The sequence below is a fragment of the Dyadobacter sp. CY323 genome, assembly GCF_021390245.1.
Classification (GTDB): domain Bacteria; phylum Bacteroidota; class Bacteroidia; order Cytophagales; family Spirosomataceae; genus Dyadobacter.
In genome coordinates, this window is record NZ_JAJUXH010000005.1 from 150,299 (window position 1) to 172,724 (window position 22,426).

Below are 22,426 nucleotides of genomic sequence, written 5' to 3' on the forward strand. Positions count from 1 at the left end.
AGTCCATTTGCTATTCCTAAACCTTTACAAATTTATGAAAATAAACTTGTTGTCCGTTCTATGCGGGTACCGGCAGACACGCTTTCCTGCCAAATTATTGATCACTATGACAAGGATCCTCTTTTTGCTCATCGTAAGCTTAACGCAGGTCACTGCGGATGGGTACAGTCAGAAGATAACGCTCCACGCCAAAAACCTGCCCGTGGAAAATGTGCTGAGAACCATTGAAAGCCAGACCGGCTATCTTTTCTTATATGACAGACTGGATTTGCCCGAGTCGCAAAAAGTATCAGTGCGGGTGCGGAATGCCACGATCGATCAGGCACTGACGACGCTTTTCCAGGACCTGCCATTGACGTACAAGATTTTTAATCAAAACATTGTACTCAAAAAAGTAGTCAAAGCAGCTGCCCGGGAAACCATGCAGCCTTTGAAAATGCCGGAGATAAAGCAGGAGATTAATCTCAACTACAAAACGATTGAGCCTTTTAATCAGCCATTTGAAAGAAGAATAAAAGGAAAAATCACCGATGAGAACGGAAATCCGTTTCCCGGGGTAAGTATCCTGGTCAAGAATTCGCAGACGGGTACGACTTCCGACGGCAATGGCGAGTACCTGCTGAATGTCCCGGAATCCGGTGACCTGGTGCTGATCGTGAGTTTTGTGGGATATAAAAGTCAGGAGATCAATGTCGGTAACCGTCAGGAGATCAACGTTGGAATGTCCGTAGATACCAAGTCCCTCAACGACGTGGTGGTAGTGGGATATGGTACCCAGAATAAAAGCAGCATTACCGGCTCGGTGGCTTCCGTACCAATGAAAAGTATTGAAAACCAGCCATTAACAAGTCTCGACCAGGCAATGGCCGGACAAATTGCGGGGGTAAGCGTCGCACAATCCAAAGGTGCTCCCGGCGGTGGCGTTTCAGTCCGCGTGCGAGGAACAGGATCCATTGGCGCAGGTAACGAACCATTATATGTGATCGACGGATTTCCCGTATCCTCCGACTATAACAGCACCTTAAACCCGCTTTCGACCATCAATCCCAATGACATTGAATCCATTGAAATCCTGAAAGACGCCTCTGCGGCAGCGATTTATGGTTCGCGGGGAAGTAATGGCGTCGTGCTCGTAACTACCAAACACGGCAAAACAGGAAAATCGACCGTACAAGTGGATAGTTATTATGGTGTGCAGCAGGTTGCGAATAAAATCGACATGCTGAATGCAAGGGAATATGCCGAGTTCAACACCGAAGCCAGAAATAACGCCTGGATCGATAAAGGTGGTAAAGCCAGCGACCCGAACAGCGTGCGCCCTCCTACCCTGCAAATCCCTGAGATGTTTAGGAATCCCGAAACGCTCGGCAAAGGTACCGACTGGCAGGATGAGGTTTTCCGGACTGCTCCCATTCAAAACCATCAGATATCCGTTTCAGCTGGCAGCGACAAAACGCAGCTCTTTTTATCCGGGGCTTATTTCAAGCAGGACGGGGTGGTGATGAATACAGGTTTCGACCGGTATTCGGCCCGGATCAATCTGGACCACGCGGTTTCGAAAGCCATCAAAGTAGGCGTAAATCTGGCTCCTTCGTTTGCTTCAACAAAAATTCTACCGGTTGAAGACCAGGTTTTTACAAGCGGAATCCTGGCGTCGGCACTTTCCATGCCACCAACTATTCCGGTATATAATCCCGACGGATCGTTTACAACGTTACTGGGAACTTCTCCTTACAACCTCGGCGTCATCGACAATCCCGTGGCGATTGCGAGTAAGGTGAAAGATAAAAGAACGGTTTTCAGGACTTTGGGAAACATTTATGCGGAGGTTAACATCCTGGAAGGCCTGAAATTCAGGGCTTCGTTCGGATTGGATTATTCCGACTCCCGCCAAAGCACTTACTATCCGTCGGATCTCGGGAGCAACGGAGTTCCCGCACCAGTGCAGGCGAGAGGTTCGGCCAGCACCGGACGTGATATCAACTGGCTGAATGAGAACGTGCTCAGCTACAAGAAGACATTCAATTCCAAACACGAACTGGACGTACTGGCAGGATTTACTTCTCAAAAAGCAAAATATGAAGCGACTTCACTCGCTGCAACCAATTTCCCAACCGACCTGGTGACTACATTAAATGCAGGACAGGTTACCAGTGGCGGCACCGGGTTATCCGAATGGTCACTACTCTCCTATTTCGGCCGGGTTAACTACACGTTTGCGAGCAAATATCTTTTGTCGGCAACCGTACGCAGAGACGGATCCTCCCGGTTTGGTGCACAAAACAAATGGGGTACATTCCCTTCTGCCTCGGTGGGATGGTTCCTCTCCGAAGAGAACTTTTTAAAGTCGCAGCACGTCGTGACCGACCTCAAAGTTCGCGCCAGCTACGGTCTCGCCGGGAACAATACCATTGGTAATTACAGCCAGATCGGACTTTTATCCAACCGCAGGTACAGTCTGGGTGCGGGAACCGGGAGTGTGGTTTACGGTTTGTACCCTTCCTCGATCAGTAACGAGCAGCTGGGCTGGGAGATCATGCACCAGATGGACATCGGGATTGATTTCGGTATTCTGAGAAACCGGCTGATGTTCACGATCGATTACTATAACAAGAACACTACCGACCTGCTGCTGAATGTACCGGTGCCTGCTTCGACAGGTTATGAAACCGCTTTGCAAAATATTGGCAAGCTCAACAACCGCGGATGGGAGTTCAGCGTAAACAGCAAAAATTTTGTAAAAGCATTCAAATGGTCGACCAACTTTAACATTTCGTTTAACCGAAATAAAGTGGTCGCACTGGGGCCTGAGGGTAATCCGATTATTTCAAAAAGTCCTTCATTCAGCCCGAATACCCACATTACCAAAATCGGGGAACCGATCGGAAGCTACTGGGGCTACGAGGTGACGGGCATTTACCAGTCGCAGGAAGAAGTGAACAATACTCCGTCCGTGAAAGGCAGCTCGAAACCGGGTGATTTGAAATACAAAGATGTGGACGGCGACGGCACCATTACGCCCAACGACGTAACCATCATCGGGGATAACCTCCCGGACTTCTTTTACGGGATCACCAACAATTTCAGCCTGGGAAGGTTCAGTCTGAGCATCCTGGCCGACGGTGTGCAGGGACTCGAACTTTTAAATGGGTCGAGAAGGAATCTCGGACTGGTGAATGGAAGTTACAGCCGCAGAGACGTTTTGGGAAGATGGCAGTCCGCCGAAAAACCGGGTGACGGACGAACTCCCCGCGCGAACACGGTCGCAACAGGAGGTAACGTGAGTTATGTAACGAGCCTGCTGGTAGAAGACGCATCGTTTTTCAGGATCAGGAATATCAATTTCAGATATGCGCTTCCTGAGAAAATCGGTAAAGTAGCCTACGCACGGGCCGCGAGTGTAAACTTGTCTGTTCAGAACGCATTTACATTTACCAAGTACCTGGGCTACAATCCTGAACAAAGCCTGAACGGGGCCAGCTCGCTGACGCCCGGGGTGGATTTCAATGGCTATCCGCTGGCCCGGACTTTCACACTCGGATTGAATCTGACCTTTTAATGAACCGGATTTTAAATTGATATGATGATGAAATTCAAAACATATATCCTCATTGCCATTTGCATTTTCACAGCCGGCTGCTCGGACTTCCTGGAACTGGCGCCGAAAGATGCGACCAATGTGAAAAACTTTTACAGAAACGCTGCCGACATGCAGGCGGCGGTAAATGCTGCTTACGGAATGCTGACATCGTCCGGTGAATACGGGTATGCCTACTACAATGTATCCGAAACGAGGTCCGACAATACATATAATTTCGAAGTGGGCGGAAACCTGCCTGATGCTGAGCTCGATCAGTTTAAAATGGCCTCCACCAATGAGATTACCCGCCTGATGTGGATCGATACCTACCGCGGAATCCTGGCGTGCAATGCCGTCCTCGACCATATCGATGGCGCTACCATGGATCAGGCACTTCGCGACCGGTTTATAGGTGAAGCAAAATTCCTGCGCGCCCTGAAATACTTCAACATGGTGAGGACATTCGGCGATATTCCGCTGGTTTTGTCTGAAACCAAATCCGTTTCGGAGGGATATGGCCAGGCAAGGGTTGCGACGGCGGAAGTCTACAACCAGATCGTCATCGATCTGACCGAGGCGGAACAAAAGCTTCCGCTGGCTTATACCGGCAGCGACATCGGCCGGGCTACAAAAGGTGCCGCAAAAGCGCTTTTAGGCAAGGTATACCTCACCAGCGGTAATTTCGCCAAAGCCAAAGACAAGCTCAAAGAGGTAATCGACCAGGGTAACTACCGATTGCTGGATGACTACGCCGCACTGTGGCCGGTTGCAAATGCCAACCATCAGGAATCCATTTTTGAGGTACAGTTTAAAAAAGGCGGAACAGGTACCGGCAGCAGTTTTTACAACAATTTCGCGCCGCGTAACTCAGGAACCAATGTGATAAAAGTCGGTTTTGCGGGTGGAAGAAATAACCCGACAGCAGACATGGTGGCGGCCTACGAGCGGGGAGACGCAAGAAAAGCCGCCTCTCTCGCAACCGGGTATACCGATGCCGCTACCGGCAAATTCGTGCCCGATCCTTATACTTTGAAATACCAGGACACCCCATTTGCCGAAGGTGATGCGGATAACAACTGGACAGTTTTGCGCTACGCCGATGTGCTGCTGATGTATGCCGAGGCGATTAATGAAGTAAACAATGGACCCACAGCCGAAGCCTATGATGCGATCAATGCGGTGAGAAAGCGGGCGAAGCTGGCTGCACTTCCTGCGGGGATGTCGAAGGCGGCATTTGCACTGGCCATGGAGCACGAGCGGCAGGTGGAACTTGCATTTGAAGGTCACCGCTGGTTTGATCTGGTACGGACAGGCCGGGAAGTGGTAGTGATGAACCAGCATTTCAAATCGCCGGTCGTGGCGGAGTTCAATGCAGTTTTTCCAATTCCGCAAACGCAGATTGATGTAAATCCACAGGGTATCAAGCAAAATCCTGGTTATACCTTTTAAAAAGTCTATAAATGTTTGATAAAAATACTTTTATGTCACTGGCTGTGTTGCTGTTTTGTGTACTCAAAATGGCTGGCACAGTCAGTGCGCAGACTCCGAAGGATGCTGTTAAAACGCCCGAGGTTTTCATCAATACCGGTTTCGAAAATGCTTCGCCAATGAACTGGGAGGCCGATTCCGCGGGCCGGATCATCCTTAGCCTGGTTTACGACCATGAACGGTTTTCGCAGAACCGGGCCAATAACCACTGGCATTTCAAAGTGGAGGCGCCGGTTGGAAAAGAGGTAACTCTCATTCTGCAAAACTTCGATAACATCTGGAACAACACGCATGCAAGCCCGATCTCCAAGCAATCGCCGGCAGTCATTTCTTTCGATGGCAAAACCTGGGAAAGCCGGCCGACGGAATATCTTGCAGACAACCGGATGCTGATCAGGTTGAAAATGACCGCGCCGAGTGCATTCATCGCCAGTGTTGAACCTTACCGGATCAGCGACCTGGATAAGTTTTTGGCCAAAATCAAAACCAACAAATTGGTAACCATCACGCCCATTGGTAAAACGTCGGAAGGCCGCTCGCTGGAAATCATCAAGATCGGCAATGAAAAAGCGCCGAAAAAGATTTTCCTGCGGGGCCGCGCGCATGCATTTGAAGCCGGTGGTAACTGGACCATCGAGGGGTTTGTGAACCGGTTGTTACAGGATGACGCCCAGTCCAAGCTTTATTTGAAAAGGTTTTGCGTGTACATTTTGCCAATGGCGAATAAAGATGGCGTTGCGAGGGGGAAAACCAGATTTAATGCAAATGGCTATGACCTCAACCGAAAATGGGACAAGCCTGCGGACTCTTTGATCGCGCCGGAAAATTATTATCTGGAAAAATGGCTGCACAAGATGGTTGCTGCAAACAAAAAGCCGGATCTCGCGCTGGATATCCACAACGACCCGGGAGGTAACCTGCATGTGAGCCGCCCTGACGGCGACATTACGGCTTACCTTGCCAATATGGCGAAGCTGGATAGCCTTTTGAGAAAATACACCTGGTTTACCGAAGGTTCCACCAAACCCGGATTCCGGAATCCTGGCACATTGGGCGAGGGATTTATGGAACGCTTCGGCGTCGAAGCCGCAGTGTACGAGCTGAATTACGAATGGGTGGCAGGTCTGAAAAAAGCGCCCCTGGCCGAGGACTGGCTTTCATTGGGCGGCAAATTACCCGACGTATTTTACCATTATTTTGATAAGTAACCGGATGAAAAAGCCGATTTATCTTCTGGCCACGCTCACGGGCGTGGCCGCATTTCTGACAGCCGTTTCTAGTTACCGGACACCGGAACCGGTGCACTTTGGTTCAGAAAAGCACGAGCTGGATTCGACCGTTCTGGACATTACCACCGTGGCGCAAAATCTGAATGCACCCTGGGATATGGCGTGGGGGCCGGATAATATGCTTTGGTTTACAGAGCAGGATGGAAAAGTGAGCAAGCTTAATCCAAAAACCGGACAGATCACGGAGCTGCTTCAGATCAAAGATTATTACCGGAAACGGCTGGGATTAATGAGTATGGTCCTGCATCCCGACTGGAAAACGCATCCGGAGGTTTTTATCAATTACTCGCACATTCAACCCGATTCGGTCATTGTTTCGAAACTGGTACGGTACACTTACAATGGCAAGATTCTGACTGATCCGGTTCTGATTTATCAGATCCCGGGCTACCTGGGTCACAATGGTTCGAGGCTGGTGATCAGTAAAGACCGGAAGATCCTCTGGTCGGCGGGGGACTTAAAACAAAAGAAAACCATTCATGATCCTGCTTTCGCAAATGGCAAAGTACTCCGGCTGAACCTGGACGGCACCATTCCCGCCGACAATCCGCATCCGGGAAGTCCTGCCTGGTCCATGGGTTTCCGCGTTCCGCAGGGATTGACCTATACCAAAAACGGAAACCTCTTCATCGCTGAACACGGCGACGCCACGGACGATGAAGTGAATTTGGTGACCAAAGGTGCCAGTTACGGCTGGCCGTACATTGCCGGTTTCAGTGATTTGCCGGAGGAAAAAACCTATTCCGAAACCCACGAATCGGTATACCCGGTGAAAGCCTGGACACCCACCATTGCGCCCGCCGGCATGGATTATTACGACGGCAACATACCCGAATGGCAAAATGCATTGCTGCTCAGCACATTGAAAGACCAAAGTTTGCGGGTCCTCAAACTGGACCGAAAGCAGGAAAAGGTACTCAGCGAAGAGATCGTTTTCAGTCAAAAGTACGGCCGGTTGCGCGATGTCTGCGTTTCACCATCTGGCGATATTTACATTTCCACCAGTAACCGTGACTGGAACCCGCCCGCCAATTTTCCCATTAAAACCGACGACCGCATTATCCGCATCAGCAAAAGCGGTACTATTCCAAAAAATAAACGCATCGCCAAAACAAAGGAAAAAGCAAACGCAGAAACAGCTGCTTCATTATATGCAAGCTTTTGCGAATCCTGCCACAAAGCCGATGGCGGCGGCGTTCCGGGCTCCTTTCCCTCATTGGTAACTTCTTCGAGATTGGCCGGAAACAAGGAAATACTTATCCCGTTTCTTCTGAAAGGTTCACAATCCGCATCGGGCGAGGGAATGCCGGCATTTGGATTTTTGACCGATTCTCAGCTTTCGGAGATCGTTTCTTACGCAAGATCCAATTTTTCCAAAAACACGGAGAATGTCTCTGCTGGTGAGATCGGCGAAATACGGGCGAAAAGTAAATAAGGAATTTAATACGCTCACTTTTCGATCAGTTTTGCAACTGCTGACAGGATCTGTTGCGGCTGAGGAAACGGGATGTCGGTGGTGTAAAGTTTTTGATTCACATACCCGATAATGGTATTCCGGCTCTTCAATTTTTCAGGGATCGAAAAGGAAAGTATTTCATGCGGAGATTGCCAGGGAGTATGCTGCGGGTTGGTTTGGGCATACAAAACGACCGTCGGCGTTTGTATGGCGGCGGCGATATGAATGGTACCCGTATTGACGGAAACGACGCAGCGGGCACCATTTACCAGCCAAATAAACTCCCCGATCGTGAGCATGCCTGCGATTGATAACGCATTCATTCCAATCCCTTCCGCAATACGCCCGGCGAGCTCGCTTTCTGTCGCCGAGCCTGTGACAAGCAATGGTAGTTTATATTCCTGAGCGAGCAGTTTCCCGGCGGCGATCCAGCGTTCAGCAGGATATTCGCGTTTCACCTCCGAAACGCCGGGATGCAATATGATATAAGGTGAATGCAGGTCAATGTCGCGCTGGTTTAGCTTTTTCAGAAGACTTTCCTCATCCTGCTCTTTCATTTTCAACTCCAGTCTCTCGTTGTCCGCATGTGCGCCAAGGCTGGCGACAAGGTCCAGATCGCGACGGACCTGATGCCGGATAGTGTCGTAGGGTTCGTGGTCCGGTGCCCAGCGGTTGATGAGATCATAGGGATTTTCCCGCGCATATGCAGCCCGCACCGGTACGCCTGCCATGAACAACAACATCGCGGCCGGCAACGAGCTTTGGCTGTAAACGGTGAAAACGATCCCGGCATCAAAGTTTCTTTTCCTGATTTCCTCCGCCAGGGATAACAATGCTGCCGCGTTTCCGCCATTGGTCTTGACCCAGGGTAAATCGGCCACGATTACATCGTCAATGCACTCAAGATACGGCGCTATCACCGAACCGGCGCCGGAAGTGAGCAAGGTTATACGGCAGCGATAGGTCTCCTTCAAAGCCCGGAACGCAGGCGACGACATGATCACATCCCCCATGTTGTCCGCGCGGACGCACAATATGTTCCGGTAATGGTCAGCCACGGAAGATTGTTTTGGAAATAATGTATTTAGCGGCGTCCGGGAAGAAGCCGGTCGTATAGTGAGGTGTGCGATGCTCACCTTCCAGCCATTCCGTTTCATTGCCGTTATCGATCAAAACCGTCCGGCAACCGGCACGGTTTCCCGCCTCGACATCATTCAGAATATCACCGATCATCCAGGATATGCTGAGGTCTATACTCAGGTCCCGGGCGGCGTTTAAAAGCAGTCCGGGTTCCGGCTTACGGCATTCGCAGACATTCGTCTCCGAGGCCGGTAAGTGCGGGCAATAGTAGAAACCGGAAAGTAGCACCCCGTTTTCGGCAAACTGGTCTTCAAAATACCGGATCAGTGCATCCAACTCCATTTCTGAAAAAAGCCCCATGGATATACCCGGCTGATTTGAAACAATAACCAGTTTGTAACCCGCATCCTGCAAGGCCCTCAAACCTTCAAAAACACCCTTTTCAAAAGTCACCCGCGCGGGATCGACATTGTATGGAACATCCGTCACGAGCGTGCCATCCTTATCCAGAAATACACCTTTTTGGAAGGACAGATCAGGATGCTGCATAGGCGGTGGCATTGTGCTGGTTATATCGCGCACGTTTCGAATTCGCCCGTTTCAGTTTGAGCAGATACGTAGGCTGCAGGTATTTCGCGGGAGCGATCCGCGCATAGAGACGGTCGGCCTCTCTCGCGACAAAATCCCAGGTAAAGAACTTATTGACACGTTTGATCGCATTGCGGCAGAGCAGCCCGTATTGGTGCGGGCAGGCAATTCCACGGCGGATCGCGCCTGCCAGTGCCTGAGGGTCGTGAGGTGGGACCAGAAAACCCGTTTCCCCGTCTTTCACCGTGTATTTGATCCCGCCCACATCCGATCCGATCACCGGCGTGCCGCACGCCATGGCTTCTAGGGGGGTTATGCCAAATGGTTCGTACCAGGGAGTTGAGATAAAAAAGTCGGCTGCCTGATAGTAAAATTTGAGCTGCTCGCGGTCGCGCCGGCCGGTGAATTCCACCGACATGGACACCCCTTCTTCTTCTGCAACCGAACGGAGCCTTTTGAACTCCGCATCTTTTTCGAAATCGGGCTTATCGGCCGAGCCGCCCACCACCAGCAGCCTGATCCGCGGAATGTCTTTGAGGTAACGCATGGCGCGTATCACATTATCGATCCCTTTCCGGGGTACGACCCTGCCCAGCTGTAATAAAACCAGGTCTTCTTCCGGAAGTCCGAGCCTGGCCCGCGCCTCACTTTTAGGTATCGGATAAAATTCCCGGGAGCTGAAACCGCAGGGTATGATGGTAATTTTTGAGGGATTCGCATTGTAATGCTCAATCAGGTCCTGCTCGTCCTGAGGACATTCCGCGATAATATAATCCGCATCGCTGACGATCATCTGCTCGATGTCCAGCCGTACCGACGGGAATGCATCCTGCTCTTTCTGATGGATCATCCGGATTTTTCCCAATGCATGAAAAGTGATCACATAGGGTATTTTCATTTGTTTTTTAATGTTGGAAGCGACGAGGCCCGACATGAAAAAATTGGCATGGACCAGATCGTACCGGACTCCCGAATCACTGATGAAATCCAGCATACTTTCTGTGAATTCCTCCATATAATCCAGCAGATGTTCTTTGGGAAGATCAGTTGCCGGGCCGGCTGCAACATTAATAACCCTGATATCAGGCAGCCAGCTCACGATCCGGGGCAATTCTTCGGAATCTCTTCGTGTAAAAATATCAATAGCATAACCCAGTTTCACGAGTGATTTGCAGATTTCGGCAACATATACATTTTGTCCACCACTATCCACGCCACCCAGTAATGCTAACGGGGAAGCGTGCTCACTGATGAATGCTATTTTCCTTTTCATGATTTTGGAGATTTAGTTGGATAGTATGGTGGAAAAGGTTTTTCCAGTCTTCGGTAAATCGGGCGATATTGAATTTTTCCGAAGCAATCTGCCTGCCATTTTCACCTATTTGCCGGGCCAGTGCGGGATCGGCGATGAGCTGGTTCATGCTGTCGATCAGCTTGCCGATGTTTGTATCAATGAAACCCGAATGCGCGTCTTTAATCACGGTGACGTACTCCGTTGTGGCGAGGGCAACTACCGGCATGCCCGCCATCATGGCTTCGCATACCGCGAGACCAAAACTCGTATACCGGATCGGATTGAAGAAAAAGCGGTAATGGCTGGTGAATTCAGGAAGCTGCGGGTTGAGCACCTCACCGAGTCCTCCCGATCCGGAAGTACCCATCCCGATCAGATCCAGCGGTACATGCTTGCGTACCTCGTCGAATACATCCCAGCCGGTAATCCTCCCCCGCTGCTGAATGTGGTTGATCACGACGATCCCTCTCGGAATGTCGCCTTTATAGGTAACCTCGGGAATGCATACGCCATGATCGATCACCCGCACGTGCGGCAGGCCGTTGTTATCCCACATGAGTTTATTGAAATGGGTCACATGCACCAGCACAACCGACGGATCGGTTACCACGTGGCGTGTGTTGGTAGGATGCTGAACCGGTGTGTTGTGCTCTACGTAAACTCTCGGCAACTGCATTTGCCAGTCAGCCAGCACCTCATGCTGGTCCGTCAGATAATTGCGCTCGGACTGGAACAGGATACAGTCGAATTCCATGTTCCGTACCTCGGCTGCGGGGACTTCAATGACATTCGCACCAAAAGGAAATGTGGCTCCCCGACCGTAATACCCCTCGGTTTTTTTCTCGTTCACAGGAATGTAAATGTCGTAATCACCTTGCGAAAGATAGTACAGATAACTGCCGTGAATATGCCAGGTAAAGATCTTCAGCCGGTCCTTCCCGATGGAGTTGGTCTTCATAATTTTTGATGCATTTGCTTTGAACAGACGCGCCTCGGTAAAAAATGATGCCAACGGATGAGAAACGCCTCCCTGTTTATGAGGAGTTTACGAGAAACGGTTCCAATGCAGGAGTGAACGCTTCTAAACGAGACGTTTAGTTACATATATCCTTTTTTTCAGGCATGGAAGAATATCCACATGTTGTCAGGCTGCATCCGGCTTCCCGCTGCACACATTTCGGCAGAAAAAGTTGATACTGACGCTCGCCCATATATGGATCGTGCGCGAGACGCTTCCCGGCTGTCCGTAACCAATCCCAGGTGTAGATTCTGAACGGTTTGGCATGGAAGTTGTGCCGGGAACGCCTGCGTTTCAAAACCGATCAATCACTATGTACATTCTGGGAATTAATGCAGCTTTTCACGACACCGCTGCTGCGCTGGTGAAAGACGGCAAAATCATTGCCGCCGCCGAAGAAGAAAGATTCACGCACATCAAGCACGGCAAACGGCCCGTACCTTTCTCCACCTGGGAACTGCCGTTTCACGCGATCGACTATTGCCTCAAAACTGCGCGCATCACCCTGAAAGACGTCGACCGGGTCGCCTACTCTTTTGATCCCGAAGGTGTGAATGAGGCATCCGTTTATGAAGACGCATTGTATGACGACGCGGACACTCTGGTAGCATCGGGCACTTTTCAAGATTGGGACACCGTTTTTTTGAACTACATCCGCAAAGCGCCCGAGCAGCTTCGTGACGGTTATCCGCACCATTTGCAGAAAAGACTTGCCGATGGGTATGAGGTGCCCGAAAAATGGGTGTATGTCAATCACCACGTTGCCCACGCCGCCAGTGCGTTTTTACCTTCTCCATTCACACATGCGGCAGTACTCACGCTCGATGGACGCGGGGAGAATGCGACGACCGGTTATTTTATCGGGGAAAACAATGCATTAACCCAAATCGCGACGGTGGACATGCCACATTCTCTGGGAATGCTTTATGAAAAAATCACGACCTATCTGGGCTTTCTACATTCTTCAGACGAATACAAAGTAATGGCGCTGGCTTCCTATGGCAAGCCAGTGTACCTGGAAAACTTCCGTTCGGTGATCCGGGTCGGCGACGACGGCCAGTACACCATTGAAGATTTCGACCCTGCCGAATGGTGGGGACCAAGCCGAAAAAAGGACGACATTTTCGGTGAACTGCATTTCGATATCGCCCATTCACTGCAAAAGGCACTCGAAGAAACCGTACTTAAACTGGTCAACTGGCTTTACGGGCAAACGCATTCCGAAAACCTGTGTATGGCTGGCGGCGTTGCATTGAACTGTGTGATGAATGCGGTGATCCGCGACAAAGGGCCGTTTAAAAATATATGGGTACAACCGGCTGCCGGTGACGCCGGAACTGCATTGGGTGCCGCACAATGGATTGATGTACAGGAGAATGCCGAAGAATACACGGGCAAGTACACTGCCGAAATGGACCATGTATACTGGGGGCCGGAATACACCGATGACGAAATCGAGCAGTTTATGAAATGGGCGAAGACACCGTATCGAAAACTGACCAATATCGCCAAAGAAACAGCCGAAATCCTCGCTCAGGACAAAGTGATAGCCTGGTACCAGGGCCGGATGGAGTTTGGCCCGCGCTCATTGGGTTCCAGGTCCATCCTCGCCTCGCCCATCAGTCCTGAAATGCAGGCAAGATTAAATGACATCAAGGACCGCGAAGATTTTCGTCCTGTCGCCCCGGTAGTGCTGGAAGAAGATGCAGCCGCGTGGTTTGAGGATGCGCAGGTCTCGCCATTTATGCTTTTTGTATATCCTGTAAAAGAAGAAAAAGCGGACAAGATCCCGGCGGTAAGGCATACGGACGGCACCGCCCGCGTGCAGACTATCAACCGCGACCAGCATCCTGCCTATTACGACCTGATCAAAGAATTTAAGCAGTTGACCAATGTGCCTGTTCTGGTCAATACTTCTTTCAACACACGGGGTGAACCGATCGTATGCTCACCGAGAGATGCGATCGAATGTTTCTGGACTTCGCCTTTTGATGCATTGATTATCAACTCATTTATTCTGGAAAAATAATGGCTTCGGTAAAAATCAGCGTAATTATCCCAACCTACCGCCGCCCCGCATTGCTGCAGAAATGCCTCGAAGCGATCGTGGCGCAGACTTACCCGACAGGTTTGTTTGAAGTAATTGTGGTTTCCGATGGCCCCGATGCTGAAACACAAGCATTAATGGCGCAAATCACAAAACGCGACCCGGCAATGCACCTTACATTTCAAAGCGCGCCTGAACGCCGCGGGCCGGCTGCTGTGCGTAACATAGGCTGGCGCAAAAGTTCGGGAGAGCTGGTGGTTTTTACCGATGACGACTGCATTCCTTCGATCCACTGGCTGGAAGAATACTGGCAGGCCTATAAACAGGCAGGTCGGGTAGATGTCGCCTTCACCGGCAAGGTAGAAGTACCAGTTCCGGATCGTCCGACGGATTATGAAAAAAATGTGGCGCATCTGGCCACAGCCGAATTCATTACCGCAAACTGTGCCTGTACCCGGTTGGCGCTGGAACTGACGGGCGGTTTTGATGAAGACTTCCCCACGGCCTGGCGGGAGGATTCGGACCTGCATTTTAAGCTGCTTAAAAAACGGGTCCCCATTATTCATGCAGACCGGGCTGTGGTCTGCCACCCGGTGCGGAAAGCATTTTGGGGTGTCAGCATCAGCGATCAGCGGAAGAGTATGTTTAATGCATTGTTGTTCAAAAAGCATCCCGGGTTTTACAGACAAAAGATCCACGCCGCACCCGTCTGGAGCTACTACGTGATCATACTTTCCAGTATCGTGGCCCTCATTGCATGGATCGCCGGGGCCGACTCCGTCTTCGCTGCTGCGGGCATTGTATGGCTGGCCTCGATCGCATGGTTTATCGCCCGGCGGCTGCGGGGTACGAATGAGTCACTTTCGCACCGATTGGAAATGGTTATCACTTCCCTGCTGATTCCGTATTTGTCCGTCTACTGGACACTTCGCGGGGCCTGGCGGTACAAAGTGCTTTTCCTATGAAATTCCCACCTGAGTCAACCCGCAAGATCGCCGTTTTCAGGGCATTGCAATTGGGAGACATGCTGTGCGCGATCCCGGCCATGCGTGCATTGCGGGCTGCTTATCCCGATGCAGAAATCACCTTGCTTGGGCTGCCGTGGGCGGAATCACTTTGTACCAGGTTTGCCGACTATTTTGACCGTTTCATCCATTTTCCCGGATTTCCCGGCCTGCCCGAGCAGGAGTTTGATCCGGCTGCATTGGTACGTTTTGCAAAGCAGATCCGGGAAGAGAAATTTGACCTTATTCTGCAAATGCAGGGAAATGGCAACATTGTAAACGATATGCTTGAAAGTTTTTCAGAGAGCCGTGTGGCTGGTTTTCACAGCGAAGGAAATCATCGAAATCCTGATGTTTTTTTAGAGTATCCGACCGGTATCTCCGAGATCCTGCGGCATTTGAAACTCATGGAGCATCTGGGGATCCCGGGAGAAGGAACTGCACTCGAATTCCCTGTTTTTAGTTCGGAAATGCAGAATCTTGAAGATCAGTTTTATCTGGTAATCGAGAAACCGTATGTATGCGTTCACCCCGGCTCGCGCGGCGCCTGGCGCCAGTGGCCTCCCTCGCACTTCGCTTGTCTGGCCGACCAATGCGCGGGAATGGGTTACCAGGTCATCGTGACAGGGACTCAGGCGGAGGCCGGAATTACATCGCAGGTCATCGAACTGATGGATTATCCTGCCGTGAACCTGACAGGTAAAACCGGATTAGGTGAAATCGCGCAGCTGATCAAGGAATCTGACCTGCTGATCAGCAACTGTACCGGCGTGTCCCACATTGCGGCAGCAACCGAAACGCCGAGCATCGTGATTAGTATGGACGGCGAACCGGAGCGCTGGGGGCCGCTTAATACCGATCTGCACAAAACCATCGACTGGACACAGAATGCCGATTTTGAACCTGTAATGGCATTTCTAGAACCACTGCTAGCCGTGAAAGCTTTTAAGTAACAGGATATTTAATAAATCTCCGTCAGCTCCATTTCTGCATCGCTGAAAGAATCCTGCTCATGTCTTCGATACTCTGCTTTCTCTTTTCAACTATTTTATGAAGGAAACCAGGAAGCTCGCTATTGAATGCATCGAATTCGTTTTTGAGTTCCAAATAACTTGCTATCAGTGTTGAAAGATAGCTCCGATGCATCGTGAGGACTTGTCTGGGACTTTTGTTGAATCCGGTATATTCGATGGCAATGACCTGTCTGACCGGGTCTACAAAGCATTCGCCCGGTGACTCCGGAACAAGCTGCGCCGGGTGGCAGCCGAGCAAATAAATTTCTCCTTGAAAGGGATACTCGTACGTAAGCACGTTCACCCGGACATTAGCGCCCGGTTTTGCGCCAGGTTGAAAGGAAGAAAGAAGGCAAATTTTTTCATTGATCGACTCTTTTCCCCCATCCCAGTCAATCTCGGGAAGCCTCGGACGATGGTGGTCGAAAATATCATTTAAACGACCACTGATCTGATCGGCCGCGAAATAAGCTTCGGGCCACTGATTTATTTCTCCGGCCGACTTCCTGCGGATTTTATCAAATAAAGTCGCTGAATCATAGCCGGACAATAGACTGATTTTCTGCATGTCAGGATATTTTACGAATTAAATGTTCCATTTTCCAGGATCTCCCGCTTAAAAAAACGATGCCAGTTCAAGCTCACCACCTGAGGCTTGTAATCCGAAACGTAGGAAAAAAAATAGATGGGCCTGGTTACGGAGAAAAATGGGTAGCCAAGAGAAATCAGGCAACGTTGGGGACAGCGACCGTATCCATCCAAAAATAGCACAGGTGCGAAAAATGCTGGGCCCAGGAATTCATGTCCGTAGACTTCACAACATAGGCATTGGCCCGCTGCCGATAGCATTCGCTGATGTCGTCCGCTGCATTGGAGTGGCTGATGATGATGATCGGCACCGCCGGACGTTTAATATTCAGTAACAATGTTTTAATGGCGTCGAGCAAATTCAGGCCATTCTCCCGGGCCGGCAAATACAGGTCCAGTAAGATCAGCTGCGGTGCCGACTCAGGCTGCATGAATTTTTCAGACAGATATTGCAAAGTATTCTCCTCATCGTGAATGCCCGTAACATGAATATTTGGAGATGTAGCCGTCAAAGCCATTGACATCAGCCATTTTTCGTCCTCATTGTCTTCAATCAGCAGAACGTTGGTCTTCCGTTTGCGTTTGATCTCGGCGAGTTCTTTGGGAAAAGTATAATTGTTTAAAAAGCAGGTATTGAGTGCCTCGGCGATCTGAATATAACCCTGGGTATAGACCGGCTTCGTAATGTATGCATTTATGCCACGAATGTAGGCGGTCTTAATCTGCTCGGAGTGTGAACCGGTAGAAAGCATAACCACCGGAATATGCGAAATCTCCTTATCGGCGCGGATCATTGAAACCGTTTCCAGCCCGTGGATTTTAGGCATATTCATGTCGAGCAAAATCAGCTTGGGGCCGTCAGCATATTCCGGATCGGTCACGTTATCCAATAGTTCGACTGCATCGGCACATTCGACGATCCGGACATTGACCATAACGGCCTGGAGTGCCTCTCGGATGAACATCCTGTCGTCTTCGTCATCATCAGCAATAAAAATCGTAGTGATATCTATCATATAGTCTCCTCGTTGGATCAAGATCGCGGCGCCGGGTGCAAATGTTGTTAAAAAAATCCGGTTCTGGAACGAAAATAGTAGATATCCGGGTCAGGAATGCAGATACTATTACGAAGCTGATGGCAAAAAATAAAATGTCTCCTGAACCGACTGTGAACAGTTTGGTTAACTACCTCCGGGCGCGTCTGGAAACCATACTGATCGATTGGCGGATACAGTGTGAGGCCGATCCGAAAATGACCAGCAAAAGTAGTTTTTCACGCGAAGAGTTCAATGACCAGATGCCGCTGCTCATCGACCTGCTATTTCGACGGCTGGCAGGCGAACCGGTACCCACCGACGCGATGGTCGTAGCCAGCGAGCACGGACTTCACCGCTGGCAATCCGGTTATGCACTTCCGGAGCTCATTATGGAAACCGAGCACCTTTTCAATATTATTATAAAGGAAATTGAGACGTTCATCGAAAAAAACGACCAGTTGGACGCAAAGGTCCTGCAATTCATTTATCAGCAGGTATATGAAATTTACGGGCAAGCCAACCGGGGCAGCGTTTTATCCTACCACCAACTGATGCAGAATGACGCAGCGGAACGTGCGAACAGCCTTGAATTTGCATTGAACCAACTTCAGCAACTCGGCCAGCAGAGAGGTGACCATCTCCGGCAAAGCTCGCACGACATCCGTGCCAGCTTCAGTATATTAATGGTCGCCTCCAAATTGCTTGAAATGCCCGCGAACGAAAAAGAGCGTGTAGAACTGATCGCCATGCTCAACCGGAACCTGTCCACAATTCGCGAAATGCTGCTGCAGCTTACCGATTACGCCCGGATCGAATCGGGACAGGACACACTTGATATTAAAAAATTCGATGTCGCGGCACTCGTCCGGGACACGATACAGACCGCAAAGCCGCTCGCGGAGCAATACGGTCTGGAGTTACAGGGCAGCGGCCCCGAAATCATGGAAGTGGAAAGCGACCGTGTCAAAGTGCAGCGCATATTGACAAACCTTCTTCACAATGCGCTCAAATACACCCGCAAAGGTGGCATTTATATCACATGGGGGCCGGATAATGCATTAAGATGGACACTTAGTATCCAGGATACCGGCCCTGGTTTTTCCAAGAACAGCCCGGCGGCCTTACTCGCCGAACAATTGAAGCCCGCCGTATCGACGACCGCAAGCCACCAGGATACGCCCCTTTTTCAGGAGCTGCCAAATACAAGATCTGAGGCTCTTAAAGAGAGCGAAGGTTTGGGTTTATTTATAGTTAAAAGGCTTTGCGAACTAATGAAAGCGTCGATGGATATCGAAAGCGGGCCGGAAAAGGGAACGTTGGTCCGGATCCGTTTTCTAACCCGGCAGGTTCCGGAGAAGAACTGATACCAAGTTTTTATACCAATCAAAAAAAGTGCGGCAATGCAGCGGAAAGATCGATCTCTCTGCTGCATTGCCGCAACTACATGCAGATCGTCGCTGATCCGCATTTTATCTGTTTCGTCTCAACCATGCGACGACCAGCGTCACTACGGCGATACTTACAACTGCTTTTTTAGCAAAGCCGAGTGCATTATGCTTCAATTCTGAGCGACCGCCAAGCTCCGAGAACAGGTCCGGAACGTGGCCCGATTTGAGGTCATCCGCGATACCCTCGAACATCTGGATACGATCGGCCAGAAGCAGCGCGAGCCAGTGTGGTATCTGAGACTCACTGTACCTGAATGCAAACCGGCGGATCTGTCCGCTTAGTCCGGACGGCGGGTTAGGTGTCCCAAAAACGGCCGACAGGTTCGGGCGCTCGTTGGAATGCAGGATCTCCACGGTTTCGGGCTGTTGAGCAGGCCTTTCCCAGATCATTCCTTTGTTATCATTCTCAGTCCGGTGCTTCATCGGATAAGCTGGTACATCCAGTGGATTCTGGTCTATCCCCCAGCCATTGATATGGCTGTAATCTTGTTGTGTCTTTTTCATGATCGTTATTTTCTGGCTGATGGCGGGATCAGGATAGTTTTGATACAGTTGTCTAGCTTGGCTGAAAAAATGTGGTATGCGTCTGAAACTTCTTCCAGCGGCACGCGGTGGGTCACGATTCCTTTCGGGTTGATGCGGCCAGCCTGCACATGTTCGATCAGCCTGGGCAGAAGTCTTTTCACCGATGCCTGGTTGGCCCTGATCGTAATCCCTTTGTTGACTACATTACCAATCGGGATAATATTTCCGGTAGGCCCGTACACGCCCACGATGGATACTACACCACCCTTTTTCACTGCATTGATCGCCCAGTGCAATGCCGTCGCGGCCCCGGCCTGCAACATCAGTTTCCGTCCGGTAATGGTATGAAACGCACTTCCCGCAGCCTCGCAGCCCACGGCATCAATACACACGTCGGCCCCAATCCAGTCGGTCGTCTTTTTGATAAATTGAACCGGGTCTTCCAGTGACCTGAAATTATAAGCCTCGCATTGCGCATATTGTTTCACAAACTCGAGACGGTATTCAATGTGATCGATCACGATGACGCGCCCCGCACCGAAAAGCCAGGCGCATTTGGCCGCCATAATGCCGATTGGCCCGGCCCCGAAAACCACCACCGTATCGCCTGGTTTTATACCAGCCATTTCAGCTGCCTGATAACCGGTGGGTACAACGTCTGTCAGCAGCACGGCATCATCATGATCCATATCTGCCGGGATCACCATGGGGCCAATGTCGGCGTACGGAACACGCACGTACTCGGCCTGTCCGCCGTCGAACCCGCCGGCAGTATGCGAGTACCCGAAGATCCCGCCCACGGCTGTTGCCTGCGGGTTCGACTCGTGGCAGTTTCCATAAAGCTCCTGCTCGCAAAACACACATTTGCCGCATGAAATATTGAATGGCACAAGTACATTGTCGCCGACTTTCAGGTTTCTCACATCCGATCCCACTTCTTCTACCACGCCGATAAACTCATGCCCGAACGTAGTCCCGATCCGGGTATCCGGTACCAGGCCGTGATAAAGGTGAAGATCCGACCCGCAGATACACGAACGGGTAACCCGAACAATCGCATCGCCCGAATGTTCGATTTGCGGCATCGGTTTGTCGCGGTCAGCGCGGATCCGGTATGGCCCGCGGTAATTCATTGCTAGCATATTTTTACTTTTTAGATTGTTGATGAAATGAAATTTGACGGCGGAGTTCTATAAAATCATGCCCGCGCGGAAGCATGGTTATCCGGCCTGCTCAGTTTCCAGTCGCTTTCAGTTCCGCTGGAAAAAGCTCCTTGGCCATCTCGAGATGATGTTTTAATGCGGGGATTTTAGCATCGGCCCATTTCTTAAAGTCCTGGTCCTGCCCTTTATTGGATTCTGTCTGAAATAGCCCGATCGTCTCTTCGTGAGAGGCTATCATCATATTCATGTAAAGCATGTCGAACTTCTCGCCGCTCTGGGCGGCCAGGCTATCGTACATCTGCTGCTTGGCAGTGCTCAGCTTGGTTGGGATGGTGATCTGCTTTTTACCGGCCAGTGCTTTCAGCTCGCCATTTACTTTGGTGTGATCGGTGATCATCATTTTTCCAAATTCCTTGCATTTCGGCATGGTCGCTTTTTTTGTTGCAAGCTCCCCAAGCTTTACTTCAAGCATTCCGCCGTCCGCCGCGGAAAGTACAAATGCTTTGTCCGGAGAATCACTCTCGAAACGATCTGAAAATGCCAGGACCACGGCAAGCAACAAACAGGTTATTACTAGTAAACTCGCTCTCATGAGATGGATTGGTTGAATTGAAAAATTGCAGTGATTAATAAAAACCATGCCACTAAACAGGTGCGGTTTGCGCCGTCTGAATTCCGCCCGGGAACTCAAGTAGCAGTTCCTGAAAATGCACTACGGATCGCTACTCCGGGCAATTCCCCAGTTCTGTGGAAAGAAAGCGGCGAACTCCAGGTGTTTGATCGTGGCACAGGTTTTTACAAGGGCACGACTTTCAAAAACCAGCAACCAAACCAAAAATCCTATGTTTTATCACGTTAAAGAATTACAGTTCAACGCCAGGGTTTCTAAACCCGATCCGAAATTTGCACGTCTTCTGCTGGAACAGTTCGGTGGAAGCAATGGAGAGCTGAAAGCGGCCATGCAGTATTTTGTACAGGCATTCAGTGCCAAAAACCCCTATCCGGACAAGTATGATCTGCTCATGGATATTGCCACTGAGGAATTCAGCCATCTTGAAATTGTAGGTGCCACGATCCAAATGTTATTGGGTGGTGTTAATGGGGAATTGAAGAATGCCTCGGAAGAATCGGAGATCATGAAATTGCTGGATGGTACTGCGGCAAAAGAAGATTTTATTCATGAGGCCATCATCAATCCGCACTTTGGGGTACTTACCGGAGGAAGCCCTCATTTAACGGATAGTAACGGGATTCCCTGGACAGCCGCTTACGTGAATGCAAACGGCGACCTGACGGTCGATCTCCGCTCGAACATTGCAGCGGAATCTCGGGCAAAAATCGTTTACGAGTACCTGATGAAATTCACCGATGACCCATCCGTGAAGGAAACGCTCCGCTTCCTGATGACCCGCGAAATTGCGCATTATCAGATGTTTGAAGCTGCATTGGCAACCATTCAGCCTAATTTCCCTCCTGGCATCCTGCAAGGCGACCCACGTTTCAGCAACCTGTATTACAACATGTCCAGCGGAATGGAGGCGCGCGGCCCATGGAACCAGGGTGTCAGCACACAGCTGGGCGAAACATGGCAGTATATTGAAGATCCTTTGCAGCAGGTGCTGGATACGGAGGGACTCACTACCCTGACACCAACAGGAACAGACCGTACCGAAAAAACAGTAAAAGTATTAAACGAAGAACTGAGTAAGCTGCGCAGTGAGGAAATCACGAGTGCTACTGCCGAGATCGATGCGCAATGGAGCACATACGACAAATCGGGAGGGCTCATTAATGAACTTTAACCAAAA

General features: G+C 50.4%; 18 protein-coding genes. 9 read left to right on the top strand and 9 right to left on the bottom strand.

Annotation, left to right across the window (positions count from 1 at the left end):
• The first annotated feature begins 34 nt into the window (after positions 1-34).
• From LZG72_RS11485 to LZG72_RS11500, 4 genes are read left to right on the top strand one after another with little or no spacing between them, the layout of a single operon-like run.
• Entirely contained in the window at positions 35-3,559 is a 3,525-nt protein-coding gene (locus LZG72_RS11485; protein ID WP_233871803.1) for a TonB-dependent receptor, read from the top strand.
• 27 nt (positions 3,560-3,586) lie between these two features.
• The gene (locus LZG72_RS11490) at positions 3,587-5,029 is read left to right on the top strand and encodes a RagB/SusD family nutrient uptake outer membrane protein (protein ID WP_233871806.1); all 1,443 of its coding nucleotides are present in this window, start codon (positions 3,587-3,589) and stop codon (positions 5,027-5,029) included.
• A gap of 11 nt (positions 5,030-5,040) precedes the next feature.
• Positions 5,041-6,276 (top strand): M14-type cytosolic carboxypeptidase, encoded by a 1,236-nt coding sequence (locus LZG72_RS11495; RefSeq protein ID WP_233871809.1) that lies wholly within the window; start codon positions 5,041-5,043, stop codon positions 6,274-6,276.
• A gap of 4 nt (positions 6,277-6,280) precedes the next feature.
• Complete coding sequence (locus LZG72_RS11500) at positions 6,281-7,792, top strand: PQQ-dependent sugar dehydrogenase (protein WP_233871812.1); 1,512 nt, start codon at positions 6,281-6,283, stop codon at positions 7,790-7,792.
• A gap of 14 nt (positions 7,793-7,806) precedes the next feature.
• On the opposite strand, the gene LZG72_RS11505 is transcribed toward LZG72_RS11500, so the two are convergent.
• The 4 genes from LZG72_RS11505 to LZG72_RS11520 are packed head-to-tail and all read right to left on the bottom strand — an operon-like array spanning position 7,807 to position 11,733.
• The gene (locus LZG72_RS11505; protein WP_233871815.1) at positions 7,807-8,970 is read right to left on the bottom strand and encodes a glycosyltransferase family 9 protein; all 1,164 of its coding nucleotides are present in this window, start codon (positions 8,968-8,970) and stop codon (positions 7,807-7,809) included.
• Positions 8,864-9,442, bottom strand: a complete 579-nt coding sequence (locus LZG72_RS11510; protein ID WP_233871818.1) for an HAD-IIIA family hydrolase — start codon at positions 9,440-9,442, stop codon at positions 8,864-8,866. The genes LZG72_RS11505 and LZG72_RS11510 overlap by 107 nt, the downstream gene beginning before the upstream one ends.
• Positions 9,429-10,754 (bottom strand): glycosyltransferase family 1 protein, encoded by a 1,326-nt coding sequence (locus tag LZG72_RS11515; RefSeq protein ID WP_233871821.1) that lies wholly within the window; start codon positions 10,752-10,754, stop codon positions 9,429-9,431. The genes LZG72_RS11510 and LZG72_RS11515 overlap by 14 nt, the downstream gene beginning before the upstream one ends.
• A complete protein-coding gene (locus tag LZG72_RS11520) occupies positions 10,726-11,733 on the bottom strand; it encodes a glycosyltransferase (RefSeq protein ID WP_233871824.1) in 1,008 nt (335 codons plus the stop codon). Before LZG72_RS11520 ends, LZG72_RS11515 begins: the two co-directional genes overlap by 29 nt.
• Before the next feature lie 373 nt (positions 11,734-12,106).
• Here LZG72_RS11520 and LZG72_RS11525 point away from each other — a divergent pair, with 373 nt between their 5' ends.
• From LZG72_RS11525 to LZG72_RS11535, 3 genes are read left to right on the top strand one after another with little or no spacing between them, the layout of a single operon-like run.
• Positions 12,107-13,822 carry a carbamoyltransferase C-terminal domain-containing protein gene (locus tag LZG72_RS11525; RefSeq protein WP_233871826.1) on the top strand — a complete coding sequence of 572 codons (1,716 nt, stop codon included), beginning with the start codon at positions 12,107-12,109 and terminating at the stop codon, positions 13,820-13,822.
• The gene (locus tag LZG72_RS11530; RefSeq protein ID WP_233871827.1) at positions 13,822-14,805 is read left to right on the top strand and encodes a glycosyltransferase family 2 protein; all 984 of its coding nucleotides are present in this window, start codon (positions 13,822-13,824) and stop codon (positions 14,803-14,805) included. The genes LZG72_RS11525 and LZG72_RS11530 overlap by 1 nt, the downstream gene beginning before the upstream one ends.
• Positions 14,802-15,797 (top strand): glycosyltransferase family 9 protein, encoded by a 996-nt coding sequence (locus tag LZG72_RS11535; RefSeq protein WP_233871829.1) that lies wholly within the window; start codon positions 14,802-14,804, stop codon positions 15,795-15,797. Before LZG72_RS11530 ends, LZG72_RS11535 begins: the two co-directional genes overlap by 4 nt.
• A 22-nt stretch (positions 15,798-15,819) precedes the next feature.
• On the opposite strand, the gene LZG72_RS11540 is transcribed toward LZG72_RS11535, so the two are convergent.
• Both LZG72_RS11540 and LZG72_RS11545 read right to left on the bottom strand, forming a co-directional pair.
• A complete protein-coding gene (locus tag LZG72_RS11540; RefSeq protein WP_233871831.1) occupies positions 15,820-16,425 on the bottom strand; it encodes a hypothetical protein in 606 nt (201 codons plus the stop codon).
• Between the two features lie 157 nt (positions 16,426-16,582).
• A complete protein-coding gene (locus tag LZG72_RS11545) occupies positions 16,583-17,461 on the bottom strand; it encodes a response regulator (protein WP_233871833.1) in 879 nt (292 codons plus the stop codon).
• Between the two features lie 119 nt (positions 17,462-17,580).
• Here LZG72_RS11545 and LZG72_RS11550 point away from each other — a divergent pair, with 119 nt between their 5' ends.
• Positions 17,581-18,846 carry a HAMP domain-containing sensor histidine kinase gene (locus LZG72_RS11550; protein ID WP_233871835.1) on the top strand — a complete coding sequence of 422 codons (1,266 nt, stop codon included), beginning with the start codon at positions 17,581-17,583 and terminating at the stop codon, positions 18,844-18,846.
• Positions 18,847-18,951: 105 nt separating this feature from the next.
• Here LZG72_RS11550 and LZG72_RS11555 read toward each other — a convergent pair whose 3' ends face one another.
• The 3 genes from LZG72_RS11555 to LZG72_RS11565 form a co-directional block, all read right to left on the bottom strand.
• The gene (locus tag LZG72_RS11555; RefSeq protein WP_233871837.1) at positions 18,952-19,434 is read right to left on the bottom strand and encodes a hypothetical protein; all 483 of its coding nucleotides are present in this window, start codon (positions 19,432-19,434) and stop codon (positions 18,952-18,954) included.
• 5 nt (positions 19,435-19,439) lie between these two features.
• Positions 19,440-20,597: a zinc-dependent alcohol dehydrogenase gene (locus LZG72_RS11560; protein WP_233871839.1), complete on the bottom strand. Its 1,158-nt coding sequence runs from the start codon at positions 20,595-20,597 to the stop codon at positions 19,440-19,442.
• A gap of 91 nt (positions 20,598-20,688) precedes the next feature.
• A complete protein-coding gene (locus LZG72_RS11565) occupies positions 20,689-21,210 on the bottom strand; it encodes a DUF4142 domain-containing protein (RefSeq protein WP_233871841.1) in 522 nt (173 codons plus the stop codon).
• Between the two features lie 250 nt (positions 21,211-21,460).
• On the opposite strand from LZG72_RS11565, the gene LZG72_RS11570 reads away from it, so the two are divergent.
• Entirely contained in the window at positions 21,461-22,420 is a 960-nt protein-coding gene (locus LZG72_RS11570) for a manganese catalase family protein (RefSeq protein ID WP_233871843.1), read from the top strand.
• Positions 22,421-22,426 lie beyond the last annotated feature (6 nt).